Source organism: Methylobacterium aquaticum, from assembly GCF_016804325.1.
Classification (GTDB): domain Bacteria; phylum Pseudomonadota; class Alphaproteobacteria; order Rhizobiales; family Beijerinckiaceae; genus Methylobacterium; species Methylobacterium aquaticum_C.
The window spans coordinates 6,043,564-6,057,641 of the sequence record NZ_CP043627.1; the positions used below are offsets into that span (position 1 = coordinate 6,043,564).

At 58.4% G+C, this 14,078-nt stretch carries 6 protein-coding genes; 2 read left to right on the plus strand and 4 right to left on the minus strand.

All coding sequences use genetic code 11. The features are described 5' to 3' along the window. Positions 1 to 28: 28 nt before the first annotated feature. Together F1D61_RS27800 and F1D61_RS27805 are read right to left on the minus strand one after the other, a co-directional pair. Positions 29 to 4,420, minus strand: a complete 4,392-nt coding sequence (locus F1D61_RS27800; protein ID WP_203155294.1) for a hypothetical protein — start codon at positions 4,418 to 4,420, stop codon at positions 29 to 31. Between the two features lie 238 nt (positions 4,421 to 4,658). Then, complete coding sequence (locus F1D61_RS27805; protein WP_203155295.1) at positions 4,659 to 5,009, minus strand: DUF2958 domain-containing protein; 351 nt, start codon at positions 5,007 to 5,009, stop codon at positions 4,659 to 4,661. 154 nt (positions 5,010 to 5,163) lie between these two features. Between F1D61_RS27805 and F1D61_RS27810 the strand changes: the two genes are divergently transcribed. Then, entirely contained in the window at positions 5,164 to 5,802 is a 639-nt protein-coding gene (locus F1D61_RS27810) for a tyrosine-type recombinase/integrase (protein ID WP_246775575.1), read from the plus strand. Positions 5,803 to 5,848: 46 nt separating this feature from the next. Here the strand turns inward: F1D61_RS27810 and F1D61_RS27815 are convergent, their stop codons facing one another. Continuing rightward, the gene (locus F1D61_RS27815; RefSeq protein WP_203155296.1) at positions 5,849 to 10,420 is read right to left on the minus strand and encodes an ATP-binding protein; all 4,572 of its coding nucleotides are present in this window, start codon (positions 10,418 to 10,420) and stop codon (positions 5,849 to 5,851) included. Positions 10,421 to 10,671: 251 nt separating this feature from the next. Then, positions 10,672 to 11,994 carry a tyrosine-type recombinase/integrase gene (locus F1D61_RS27820; RefSeq protein WP_203155297.1) on the minus strand — a complete coding sequence of 441 codons (1,323 nt, stop codon included), beginning with the start codon at positions 11,992 to 11,994 and terminating at the stop codon, positions 10,672 to 10,674. Positions 11,995 to 12,413: 419 nt separating this feature from the next. Here F1D61_RS27820 and F1D61_RS27825 point away from each other — a divergent pair, with 419 nt between their 5' ends. After that, positions 12,414 to 14,027, plus strand: a complete 1,614-nt coding sequence (locus tag F1D61_RS27825) for an integrase family protein (RefSeq protein WP_203155298.1) — start codon at positions 12,414 to 12,416, stop codon at positions 14,025 to 14,027. Positions 14,028 to 14,078: the final 51 nt, after the last annotated feature.

The window sequence follows — 14,078 nt, forward strand, 5'->3', positions numbered from 1 at the left end:
TTTAAAAGGCGGTTCCGATTTTGCCGAATTAGAAACCGCCGAGGGCCCTCAACTGTTTCGATGACGGACTGTCGAGTCTAGTGACTCTCTCTCTAAGCGTCAGAGGACCGCCAGTGGTGTGCGCGACCCTCGCATAGTAGCGCCGTCCGCCGAAGCCGTCGCCCGGTCTACCGCCATAGACGTTCTTCTCACCGGCAATCAGCCACACCGCAGCCAGCCCTTCACGAGCGAGGAGGTCAAGGAAAGCCATGCGGTCGATCAGGGCCGTCGTCGTTGCAGCGCCTTCTGCCGTAGGGTCGCGGAACAGGGTGCGCCCGTTGCGATCGACGTATGCGATCGCTCGCCCGTCACCAAGGCGCAGATCAAGTGCCTGCATCAGCCAAGGGCGTGGCAAGCTCGCCTCAACGGTCATGGCGAGTGATTGATCGTAGCTGCGTTCTTCGGCGAGGTAGCCGATCGTCGTTCCTCGAACCAGCAGTTCCTTATCCTGGCGACGCTCGCTGAGCATCCAGGGTCGGTTCCACCCGTCGACCGTTTCCTCGCCCCATAGCCACGGATGTTCGCCAAGATAGCTCCGCCACCGAACCCGCTCTTCGCCTTCAAGGATGTGATCGTGATCCAGCTCGAGCTTCCCGTCGACCAGCTTCAGAAAGGCCGCGAGATCCTTTCGACGGACGACGAAGCAGGTCACCCATCTTGATAGCTGCCGGTTGAGGGATTCTGGGCCACCGCGCCAGCTGTCGAAGCCCTTCAAAACTAGCCAGGGCTGATTTTCCATCATGATCTCAAGACCATCCAGACCGTCGGGTAGATCCTCAAGATCATCTCGCCAAATCAAAGCATCGGCCAAGGCGACTGGAGGTAGTACGATCGAGCGGGTCCACTCTGGGATCGTGAGTGGCATCATCTCACCCTCGACTTCGTAGGCTGGGTCAGCCTCCTCTCCAAACCGGGTTCCGGCGAGCAGCGAGGGATCAATCGCGCGCAATTCATCCGGCTCGGCGCCGGCTTCGGGTTTTGTCGGCTCTAGATTGTCCGCCATCCGTGCGCGCAACTCATACAGCGCCAGCCATTGGTACTTCTTGCCGATCCGCTCGGCATGATGGGACATTCTATCGTTGTGGATGGTGTCGTCGAAGTCTCCATGCAGTGTCTGCGACCAGCCTAGCTCATGCGCGCGTAGACACACCCAGCGGCGGGCCCAAGCCAGGTTGAACTCTGCATATTCACGGGGTTGGTGGCGTTGGTACATACCGCCGCGACGCCAATTCTCGGCCTCTTCCCGCCAACGCTCGTACATCTCCGGGCCAGCGGCCGCCGCGAACGCCGCCTTGGCTGCCGCCGCCTTCGACCCCTCGTGCCATCGAGACTCCCTATAATCTTCTGCAAGGGCCTCTGTAAGGTTTAGATAGGCTGCCCGGCTTTCCGACGTAGCCTCGGCTTCAAAATCCCGCTGCCAAGCCTCGTAAAGCATCTCCCGGGTCGGCAGGGGGCTTGTCCCACGGCGTGCCGGGCTCCACGCGTCCACTGCCCTGTCCAGCACGTAGCGGGCGAAATCGCCGTCCTTGACGCAGGAAGCAACGATGGAATCACGTCCAACGTGGCCGCCGGCATAGATCCGCGTGAAACCGTCAATCACCGTGTCCGGCACGTGTTCGATGGGCCAGGGTGAGCTGAACGGACCGCGCGAGGGGGCATCGTCGTAATCTGCCGGAACCACCCCGTGAACGATCGCCCACCGGATCAGCAGCCGACCATGTTCGCGCGTGAGGCAGTTCACTGGGGGTGGTCGCTTGATGAAGAGCGCCTGGTCTACCGCTTGGACCGCTTGCGCTGCTGCGTCTGGTATCCATCGACCTTGCAGAGCAGCGCCATAGATGGCGCAAACGAGGCGTTCGGTGACATAGCCGTCGTCGATATCGATGAACCGATCCATCAGCGGAGCGACAATGCCGGGCATGTCGGCCAGAACGGCCACCAGCGCCTTGGTCGCGCGGTCCCGCAAACCACGATGGCTCGTCGAGAGGAACCAAGTCAGAGTGATGGCCACCAGCAATGCTCGGGGCTCGGCCAGCACGCCACTACGCGGCTTCACGGCCCAGTCGATCAGCTGGCTAGCCGCTCCGCTCGACTGAGCTAGGTGGACAGACCAGCCGGCGTCCCTTTCGGGCATCAGCAAAGCCTTCAAGCGTGCATGCAGGGCCTCCGCATTCTGCGCGGCTTCAGGCTCGCTCGCTAACCGGATACGGGCGTCCCATTCGCCGTTCGCACCACCCTGTTGCCGGATCAGTTCCCAAGTATGATCGGTAAAGGCGGTCGCCTCCCGGGTCATCAGGCTTTCGCTGAAAGCGTGGGACGCTTCCCATAGTATCCTGCGCGGAATTGGAAGGTCCAGCAATTCAATTCCAAAGCGCTCGGGCGCCATGACCGCTAGAGCCTCCAGAACGCCGCCACAATACAAGTCACCTGTCAAGGTTCGCTTCAATGCGCTGTCCTGTGTCAGCCTAGCTTTGAGATCGTTTGCATTGAGACAGCCGCGGATTAAGCCCTCGGCGACGGCGAAATCGCCGAACCTCTCGAAGGTGAAGCGCACAACCTCGCCATATTTGTCGTATAGATCCGTCGCAAGCAAGCCCGCAGCAATCAGTTGAAATAGAAGGTCTCGCTTCGAGCGTCCGTCATGGGGCAGGATAGAAACTGCGATTTCATCAGCCCGCACGTAAGGGATGGCGGAATTCCCCGTTTGGCCGATCTCATCCGCCAAGGCTGCGATCAGCCGCGGCACATAGGCGAGCTTAGGTGTCAGTTCCATGTCGCGCTGAACGGCACCTGCAACCGCTTTTGCATAGAGGTCGAAAATCGTCGAAATGCCCTGAGAGCCCTTCGGGAGGGTCGTGCCCCCGCTCAGAGCCAGTCCGTCACAGAGGGTCTTCAGGAACAGGGGTGTGTCGAACTCGGCCAACGGCCACGGGGCGTCTAGGGTTGTGACCCCGCGCATGTCGAGATAACGAGCCGCGTCGGAAATTGAAAAGCCCGTATGCTCTAGCCTAGGCAGGATGGCTTCGTCCAACTCGACTGGGATAGTGGCGTCGAGATAGGTTGTACGGCACGAGAGTACGACGCTGATCCACGGGTACGGTTGGACATCGTGGAGAAAACCAGCCAGCCGCGACGACCACAGCGTCTGGCCACCGCGTTCATTGATGCCATCGATCGCCACCAAAGCGCGAACGCCAGCAGCCTGAGCCGCGGAGTTCAGAGCCCCGAGGAACTCCTCAACCCGTAGGTGCCGGGGCAGGTCGAGACTGGCCACGATCTGGAGCCAGGGATCTTCATCCCTGAGGAGATGAGACAGGATGAGAATGGCAGGGTTGCCGGCATCAATCTGATGCTGGCATGCATCCGCGAGCAGATGAGATTTTCCCCGCCCACCCTCGCCTGTCACAAGCAGCAGCCGCGCATTGACGAGAGACCAGCGGCGCGAAGTCAATCTTTCGTGCGCATCGGCGACGCGGCCTAGAAGCCGACTTATGTCAGGCGATGATTGCAATTCATCAACCTGTCGCCACTCGGACGTGGCGAGTTCCGCGTTAGCCAGTAGGGCGGCGAGTTCCACCTGAGGGAGATCGTCAGGCTCGTTGTCGATCACAGCCTGCATCGCCGCTAGCGCAGCGTCGACCGCCCCGCAGGCCTTGCCTGCCCTCGGTCCAGCCGTGTCAGGTGCTCGCGACCGGGCCTGCGCCAAGTCTGCGGTAAGCTGCCTGAGTTCTGCGAGGAAGGCGCGGGCGCCGGTCAGCGCCAGAATGGCATGGCGGATGGGAAGTTTGACGTTGGTCGAAGGCGTGTAGCGGGCGCCAAGTGATTTCATTGCCCGGGCATACTTCTCAGCGAACCACGCTTCCGTGAGCAAAGTCTCGTCGAACCAGAAGGCGATCCGACCCGCTGCCCGCGCGTCGGAGACTAGGCGGTCCCGCAAGCTCTGTGCCGGCCAGAGCTCGATCTCCACCATTCGATGCTTCGCCGCTGCTCCGGCTATTTCCGACTTTCGCCATGCCTCCCACTTCTCGAGCGCGCTGGTGGTTTTGGCCCGGCGGCCATCTGCTGGATCGAAGGGAATGCAGGCGATGAACCGATCCATCGCAGGGTGCGTGGCGAGAGCGGTGGCCAGCGAATCGGTCAGACTCTTCAGCGCTGCGTCGATGTTCCAGTAATATTTGACCTGCCATCCGATCTCGCGCCCCGTGGGTAGGACGGCGAAGGCCTCTACGCCGCCGTCGGCCCCTTTGCCCTTGCGGATGAACCGCGCCTTGAGGGCTTTTGCCTCGTCGCTCGCCAGCTGGCAGCACAACTCCTCAAACGCATCGGACTGGACGCCGCGGTGAAGGCGGATGGATTTAAAATCAATGTCTGGCGGCGACATGGGACCTGCACTTCGTATCGGCTCCGGTAAGCCGTAGCCGGACCTACCTTCGAACAACACGCGCAACTCGCCGGAGTGCAGCGGATGGAAGACGGCATCAGTGAAGGTTATAGCCCAAGCTGCGGCTGTCCGCGATCGACGTTCGCCTGCCGCACCGCGGTTGTTGTCCGCTCAGGGCGCACTGCATTTGCCCCCGGTCATCCACCTCGCAGCCGCCTTCCCCAAACGACGTCAAAGTTCACACTGAGCGTAGCTGACCCAAATCGACGATTCGCCCGGCCTCGCGCGCCGCACGTGCATAGACGGATATGGGATGAGTGGGCCGGAACGAGGTATCCCGCTCCAAGCCGATCGCGAGACCCGCGCTCACCTCCTCGATCTCAGCGAGGCTCACATAGCCGAGTTCGGGTTCGCCGAAGCCGAGATCGCACAGCCCGAAGAGGGTGTCGCCGTCGGTCTCCATCGCGCAGATAAGCCAGGTGGCTGGCCCCGTTGGGTTGAACAGCTTGAGCACCGGGTGGTGGTCAGCGTCGCGATCCCGGCCGTTGGACAGCAGCAGTTCACGGGTGGCGGCGTCGATTAGGCGCATAGGGGGCTCCTCGCTCGTAGCGTGAGGGAGCCGTGCAGCCATTGGCGAGGGAGTGCGAGCTTGGAGGGTGGATCAGCTGCACGGGCAAAACATCATAAAACATAGCTTCTATGACGTTTGCGGCTAAGTCTCTGATCCCATTGAGCGCATCTGCGTGCTCGCCCTCACGCGGGCCTGGAAATATCATACTTTGCAGCGAAACAGCTTGAAGTATGAGGTTTCGGTGAAGCAAGCGCGTGTGCCCACCGAGGCAGAGTTCAGGCGCCTCACAGCGGTGGTGAGCCAAGGGCGCTACGGCCCGCGCAACCGGATGGCCCTCATGCTGAGCTATCTGGCAGGGCTCCGGGTGGGTGAGATCGCATCGCTCCGCTGGGGCGACCTCCTCGACGGAGAGGGAAAGGTGCGCGAGCAGCTGCGGCTCAGCGCGGCCGTCACGAAAGGCGGGCACGCCCGTGTAGTGTTTCTCAATGCCCGGCTGCGACGTGAGATCGAGCAGTTCCGTTCCTCCTTGCCCTCCCTCCCTCCCCGCGTGCAGCCGGTGCTGGTCACGCAGAAGCGCGCAGCGTTCAGCGCGAACACGCTGTGTCAGCTTATGGGAGGATGGTACGATCAGGCGGGCTTGGAGGGCGGCTCCAGCCATAGCGGTCGCCGGTGGTTCATCACCCGCCTCGCGCACGCAGGCATCTCGCCCAAAGCCATCATGATGTTGGCGGGCCACCGGCATCTTTCGACCACACAGCGCTACATCGACGTGAACGACGACATGATGCGCTCTGCGGTCGAAGTACTGTGACAAATTGGGATGACTGTAGCATCGCACAACCATTCACGAAATTATTTTATTGTATGATGCTTTGTAACATTCCTTCAGCTTCATCAGGCAGTACATCGAGTATGTCTTCAAACAAATCAAGTGTTTTTTCTCGGAACATATTCTCTCTGTGGAGAGTAATAACAATAGGTATAAGCCCCCTGGCCATCATCGGCCCGTAACCACTGTAATTTGACATCTCATATTTGTGAGTTTTTATCATTGATTTCATAAATTTAAATATTGGCGCATATGATAGGAAATCATTTAATATATCGCTCAGTCGGTCATCTACAACAGAATTGGCTGCATGTTTCAATAAAACAGGATTTTCGGAAAATATTTCGAGGAGACGGCGCGTGTCTGCCTCAGCGGGCCAAGGCGAAATACGAAGAAAAAAATTTCCACATGCCTGTGCAACACGCTCATTTTGGTATGTAGCAAGCAATGCAAGAGTACGGCGGGCCCATGTACGCAATGATAAATCATCCTCATTCCAACATGAAACTGCAACATTGGCGACGCCAGTTAATGTGTCCATGGGAACCGGCGAGGCTTGAGCGATAGCTGGCCATTCATCTGCATTAGTGTGCGGCTGGAAAATTGCTGTTCGCAGAGCCCGAATTTCGCCTACTGCGACAGAAGCTAATGGCCATTCTGAATTAATCCAACATTCTAGCACTTCATCGATAAGATCGCCTGGAACAGTGCGTATCATGCGCGCAATGACACGGGCGCTCTCTTCGCTATCACGGAACTCTGGCTGTTGCCTCATAAGCAAAGTAAGGAAATTATTGGCCTGTGTGCTATCAGCGTGAGCAAGCTGAGGAAGCAGATACCCTAACCCGGCCCAAGTTTCAGGAGCATCATCTCTGGCAAGATGGTTCTCCAACAGATTGATGAATTCGGAATAGGAGGGCTTGTTCCGCCTCAGATACCCAAGCGTGCATACCCTTAAAATGACGGAGTTTTCACCGCCTGGGAGTATGCGAAGACTACCACTTTCGAACAAAACCGTGGTGGGCAGCGGTTTATCGGCACTTGCTTTGTCGAAACTAGAGACGGAACCGGGGAGTTCGAGTTTTGCCTGTGGCGGCTCTATCCAAGAAACAAGGATTTTGATCCAATCATCAGATAAGCCGGGCATTCGATTTGTCAGATTGTGCAATGTCCAAACAACATCAGCGCGGAACCCTTTATTTCCAAAACCACGCTTGAGAGCGTCTGAAACTAGACCTAAGATAACGAATGGGTCAACCGATGCACACTCGGAAAGCGCCCGGAGGGCATATCCTACAGGTTCTTGCTGTGTTGACGGCGAAAATTCACCTAGCAATTTTTGTACTCGTTCTGGCTGACGCTTCGCTAGTTCGCCAAAAGCCATTGAGGCTTCACGCATGCCGCCAATTAGCGAGCTTGCTCCGCGCGAAATCCACCTATCCTTTTCATCTGACAAATCCCGGAAAAGATTAATGATTTGAGTGTCACTGGCGCGTTCCATTGCATCAGTCGACATCGGTGATTGTACCCAGCCCACAACTGATCTGAACCTTTCGCGGTGATCAGCGGGGACAGCGCGCAACTCTTCTTGCACGAAACGCCGGGCTTGGGTCGAAAGTCGAGAAATATTCAAAGCATTTAGAAGCCGAGCGCGCAGCCGACGATTTCCATATCGCAGCATCCGTCTTTGACGAACGTCATCAGATAGATCGAACTCATATTCATCCCAATTTCTAATTAAATCAACAAGCCTATCATTATCATCCTGGCCGATATAATTGGACAGCTCTTTCATTAGCTCCAACGTGTTGCAGTGCTCGTCACTTGAACGATCCCCTAGCCTTAGCCGACTTGCGTCTAGAGATAAAAATTCTAGCGCCAGTCCATGAGTTGTGGCAACATTTGATGCGAAAGCAGAAGCAAACACTCGATCCAACAGATGATTACCAACGCCGGCAAGCGCGTATAACTCTGAGAACGCCGCAATGTTGGTGCGAACAAGCTCTGTCACAGCAACTCTTAGGGCTTCAACAAGAGATATATCATACTTAGAATTTGTAATATTTGAGCCTTGAAGCTCAGCGGCATCTTCTGCTTCCAGTGCTTCAGCAGCAGTCGATGTTAACGATCTAAAAAAGGTCACCAGAGTTCTTGCATATGGCTCAGGCGAATTGCGCACAATTTCCGGCAGATCGTGCAAGCCATGAAGCTCGCGCAGCTCCCTTGCAAAACGGTATGAGAATGAACGGTCTTGCTGGGACCGAAATCGCTTCATAGCAGCAAACAGATCGCTCTCACCGTGCTCAGAAATATCCTCGTTTTCGGATCGTGCGTCTTGCAAAGCATCCCGAGTTTGGTCGGCAACACGATTTAAAATTAAGCCCAGAAGTGTGGCAGCAACATCATGTCGACCTGACTGCGCTTGATGACGCACTGTAGCAAGAACAAAAACATTTATTTTTCCGAAGTAAAAAAGCGCATCCTTAAATAGGCTATATGTAAAATCATCCCATATCACAAGTTTTTCTAAAATGTTAGGTATCAGGCGGCTGTGAGCGGGATGGTTCCGCCAATTACGTCCGAGCAAATCTACAATACGATCGCTGTGACTAGGTATATATGCTGAAACCCATGGCCATACGCTTCTAGCATGTGTCTCGTCATCACTCAGCATTCGGTCAGATATTAGACCATACAAGATGTCAAACCAAGCCGCCTTGCCAGCGCTCAAGCGGAGTGCGCGCTCTGCCAAGGCGGCATCGCTGCTTGCTAGAACGCTAACCACTATCTGCTGTTCAGCTGAGGTAGGTGCATCATTTCCAGCTGATAGATCGAGTATTAGATGCTGTAGATGACGCCTCAGGGATGGCTCACACCAAAGACTGGTTATGGCGGAGTTATAGTCTGGCGTTGAAGTCTCTCGCGCATATCGCAACACTGCAAGAGCATGAGGGCGGGCCATCAAATTATGACTTGCTTCGATAACCCGCTTGGTTAGCCCACCGTCAGCAAGCGCGAGACGAGCATCGAGGGTTTCAGCCCAGGTCTGATGCGCGAAACCAACTGCATTACCATCATCACTACGACGGAGAATTCCTTCGGCGCAAAGACGGTCAATCGCTGGTGTTATACCGAGCGGCAATCTCCCGTTGGCTAGCCATAGGGTACCTGTATCCCGCAGGGCATCAACCATGCAGCCAATCAGACGGTCGATACCGAGATTTGGGTAGGTAGCGACTAAGCGTTCAAAACGAAGCGCTTGGGTGCTACGCCAACTCTTCATCACGCCCCAAGCAAATCCAGCTTGTCGCGCAGCTACGATGTCGCGTAGCGCTTGTGGCACACGGATGATTTCGTCGAGTTCAGTTGGGATTTCTGCCGGATCGATGTCGAATGCTGACAATATATTATTGATTTCGTTGCGTTCTGGTAGTACAAGATCTATCCTTTCTACTGTGTCCGCCGGAAACGCCGCTCGGAAACCTCCGTCTGCAATGAACTCAAATGGCCGGACTGATACTACAATTTTGATTTCAGGCCATGCTCGCAACCGTTTTGCTAGTGCGCTAAGAGCCCGCAGTCGCCCGCCGCTGCCATCGATGAGTGAGGCCACTGCGTCGAGTTGATCAATAAGAATATATACTGGACCACTCGTAGAATGCGAAGTAATTGCCTCGACAATATCAGGTCCAAGATCTAGTGCCGGTCCTAGCTCCGCTAAGCTGCTAACGGTGATCGGCAAAGCATCAGCCTTGATGCCGAGAACCGTATTACCGCTCTTGCGCAGTCGATTTCCGAGGGAAGCGAGTAAGGCTGATTTTCCAGAACCTGGTGGCCCAAAGAGCAAAATGCTGCGTCCAAGCGCGCTGCTGACTGGAGCGACAAGTCGTTGTTCCAGATCAATGAGTTCGGGCCGGGGTATCACTATCCCGCCGATGTCGCCTGGCCAGGATAGAAGCTCTCCGGAGACGCTCGCAAACTCCTCCGCTGTGTAAGCTGAGGGTTTATCTACTAGTTTGTTTTTAGGTATCTCTCCACCTTCAAACAGTCTTATAAGGGTTGCGTCGATGCGATCGGAACCAGTTTCAATAGCATTAACAATCAATGTTCGATCAGCGTTCCCTCGTTCTTCGGCGACCCTTTCGCCCGCCGTCTGCGCTGACCGAATGGTGAGGGAGAGGAAAGTAACAGCATCATCAAATGGACGATCAGCTCGTTGTTGGGCGTCCGAGCAAATTTCTGCATATCTTTTAAGTGCCAGCTTTTTATCCGGCCCATAAACGTCGAGCCCTTGTGAACGGCGGATTGCCGCTTTCCGAAGCACTGCTCTAGTTTCAGTGTCAGCTGCCCACCGCTGAAATCGATCTTCACGAAACGCTGATGGCAAATCAGACGCCAGAGCTTTAGCACTCGCTATTGCTCCGCCTACTACTCCTGCACCTCCAGACAAAACATCTAATGCTTCATCTAGCTCTGGCAGTCTTTGAGTTAATCCTTGCTCCGCTCCTCTCCTCATCAACTGCCGTTTAGTTGGCAACCACAGCGATTTTGCAATCGAAGAGATCCCGGCCTTCAAGTACGCTACAAGGACCGAATTCATCGTTTGCCATCGCGATAGCCGAGCACTTTAATGTGCTCGAGTGAGCATATCGCCAAGCCGGTGTCATTTTGAATGGCCGCCGGCAGGGAGTTTGTGCGGCATTAATTCGCGGTCTCTCAATCAACCACATCATAAATATTATCCTTGGTTTTTCTTCGGCGGCAATGAAAATGCATTCGATATTTTAATTATTTTTAGACTGCATCAATATATTTTATGCTTTACATCGCTTGTAGGTGGTTATTTTTGTGTCATACACGCGTCCAGTCTGGCCGTAGCCGATCCACCACACGCTCCAGCCGCACCTGGCCATAATGTTTATCGATCATGGCCAAGGACGTGCGGCAGTTGCGAGCCACGTCCAGCACCTCGGAACCGTTGGCCAGCTGCTCACTGATGTAGAAGTGCCGGAGCGAGTACGGCGTGCGCTTGACCCCCCGGTGGTCCCGTTCCAGCCCGGCGGCCTTCAGCAGCTCAGTGAAGCCGTTGGCCACCGACGTGATCCGCTTGCCCGCCTCGCTCGCGAACACCGGATCGGCATCCACGGGCTCACGGCCCATGCTGCGCTCGAACAGCATCCATAAGGTGTCGAACCACGGGATCGCAGCCTTCTGCGGGATCGCCTTGCCGCTTTTGCCCTTGCCCCGCACCTGCAGCCGGATGTCGCGCTGATCCACGGGTTTGCCACGCCCCACCCGATACCCCAGCACGTCGCCCCACGTGAGATTGTACATTTCCGTGGGCCTGAGCCCTGAGAACGCACCGATCATCACGTAGGCGTGCAGCAGGGTGCGGTCCCGCCGGGTGTGGTCATCCAGCCGCTTGATGCGCCAGCGCCGCTTGTCGCTGGCCTCCACCATGGCTCCGCTGCCATCCATTATGGGGTCCACCAGCCGACCGAGGCTCACCGTCTGCAAGTGGGCGAACTCATGCGGCTCGAAGCTGGGCCGCCGGTTGTCCGGCGTGCGCCGGGCTTTGATGGTGACCTCCGGCGGCGTCTTCAGGTAGCCCTGCCGCGAGGCCCAGCGTAGCAGCTGCCGTAGCACCACCAGCTCGCCCCTCTGGCGGCTCAGAGAGGGCGCTGAGCGGCGTACGGGCCGACGCAGGCGGTGACCTCCCCTCTCGTACTCGATGTGGGTGATGAGCTTGCCAGGGCCCTCCGTCCAGTAGGTGCGCCGCCACTCCGCATAGCGCTCCAAATCGGCCTCGCTCACCGCATCCACGGGCTTCTGACCGAAGTACCCCACGAAGTACCGGCGGATTACCGCAGGCTCGCTCTTGCCCTGGTCGGCCCGCCGTTCACCCCGCTCCACCTCGCGCAGGATCTGCCCGATGTACTCCTCAGCCACGCTCTCGAATGTGTGGGCGCGGGCGGTGAGCCCCTGCTGCGCGCGGTACGTGGCCTCGTACCAGATGGCCTCCGCCCGGCGCTGTGCCTCCCGGAGATCGTCGGTGTCGAGGGAGCGTTTGAGCTGCCCCTGCCCGCGGACGCTGAACCGCATCTGCCACTTGGCGCTGCCCTTGCGCTGGAACAGCTGGAAGCGGTCGTCGGGGACGTTGCCAGGGGGTCTCAAGGGGCGGCCCTGTCTGGTTACTGCGGTGCAGATGACTGCGCTAGGAGTGCGCTAGAGTGCTTTCTGACCCCCCAGCAAACCGTTACGGGAGCAGGGCAATTTTTCGGGCTGCGCTAGCACTGCGCTAGGAAATATTGCCGTTCTGGCGCAAGGGCAAGGCAATGAAAAACCCCGCTAAGTGCTTAGCGGGGTTGAAAAACTTTGGTAGCGGAGGAGGGATTTGAACCCCCGACACAAGGATTATGATTTCTATTGTTTCACCGTCGCAGCCCGAGCCGTGCCCCTAAACCAGGGCACAAGGGTGCCGCTAAAAGCCTGAAAAGTCAGGGGATTGCGTTAAGGGGCCGGTGACGCGCCTGGGCGCACAAGGGAAAGTGGATCTCGGGCTGCGCAGCCCGAGAACAGCCCGAGGAGCTCACGTGCCGGTCCGCCTCTCCAAGACCCACGTCGACAAGGCCCTTCGCGACGTCGCCGCCGGCGCCCGAGCCTACGACTTGATCGACAGCCAGCAGCCCGGCCTGCTCCTCCGCGTCGGACCGAGGGGCGCCAGGTGGGGCTATAAGGTGATCCGCAATGGCACGACGTATCGGCTTACGCTCGGATCCCCGCCCGGCCTGACGCTCGACGAGGCGAGAGAGATCGTCGCCAACGCGCGGAAGGGCCTCGCCAACCGGACGGCCGCCCCGGACGATAAGTTCCTTGAGGCAGAGTTCATCCGCCTCGGAAAGGTCGCGCCGCGGCCGCCGAAGCCCCCAAGGACCCCGGAAGTCCTCGCAGAGGCGGAGAGGTATACAGCTGACTTCAGCTATTGGCGGTGGGAGGAGGCGAGAGAGGCCTTCCTCGCCGAGGTCAAGCGGACGAAGCGCCCCGACACACACCGAGACTACACCGCCAAGCTCGGCGTGAAGGAACTCGGCCGGCTAGCCGGCAAGAAGGTGCGGCGGGTCCGGCTGGAGGACCTCGCCGAGGCAGTCTACGAGATCCACGCGTCCGGCCGGGAGACGCACGCGCACAACGTCGCCGCCGTCCTGCGCCCGATGTGGAAGTGGCTTGGCCTTGCACACGTCCGCGGACGCAGCGGCGTCGGCCTCGATGGGATCGGGGCCGACGTGACGAAGCTGCAAGCGCCTGAGCGTTCGGCCGGCGTGAGGCCGAGAGCCAATGGGAAGATCCCCGGGCGATACGTCGCGACGCCGATCGAAGTGGGCACCGTGATCGCAATCGCCCGATCCGGCATCCTGGAGCCGACCGTTGCCCTGTCCCTGGAGCTGCTCGTGCTGACCGCTCAGCGCCGGCGCCCGGTGGCCGACGCCCAGGTCGCAGATTTCGTTCCCTGGGTGGAGATGCCGGGGTGGGGCGTCTGGAGCATGGGCCCTCGCCACCGCAAGACGGCGGACAAGATGGACGACCAATCTCGGCACGTCCTTCCCCTACCACCTGCCCTGTGGGACCGGATCGGCCCGCACCTGGCACGGTGCCGGGAGATCGAAACGCCCTACCTTTTCCCTCAAGTTCGGCCCTGGCGCCTAGGGGACGCGGCCGACGGACACATGTCGGACAGCGCGATTAATCACAGGCTCCTGGACATGGGCCTCCGTGCCAGTCCGCACGACCTTCGCCGGGCGTTCTCGACCTACTCGCAGAAGCTGCTCCGGATCGGACGATCGGATGTGAAGCTCGTCATGGACCACGCCGAGGGCATCCCGGTCGATGACGTCCTCGAAGGCCACTACACAGCCGACGACCGCCTGGACCTGAAGGAGCCCATCATGTCGCGCTGGCTCGCGTGGTGCGACGAGCAGGCTGCCGCGGCCGCGGCTGCGCTCCCTCCCCTGCCGGAGCTCGGGGCCGAGATCGCCACCCGGCGCCGGCTTCGAGAGAAGGAGGGGCAAGCCAAGACCGCGGCGCGCAAGAGGGCTGCCGAGGAGAAGGCCAAGGCCGAGGCGGAGGCCAAGGCGGAGGAGGACAGCAAACGGTACCGGGACATGACCCCGCTGGATCGACGCCCGCCCGCCACGGTTGAGGCCGCGTAGTCCCCCGGAATCGCGGCCCCCCGATTTTTGGAAATCCCGCCCCTACGCGGG

Coding starts and splice junctions, on each gene's coding strand:
- F1D61_RS27805 (WP_203155295.1), bottom strand. CDS start 5,009: ATGCGCCTAATCGACGCCGCCACCCGTGAACTGCTGCTGTCCAACGGC.
- F1D61_RS27800 (WP_203155294.1), bottom strand. CDS start 4,420: ATGTCGCCGCCAGACATTGATTTTAAATCCATCCGCCTTCACCGCGGC.
- F1D61_RS27815 (WP_203155296.1), bottom strand. CDS start 10,420: ATGAATTCGGTCCTTGTAGCGTACTTGAAGGCCGGGATCTCTTCGATT.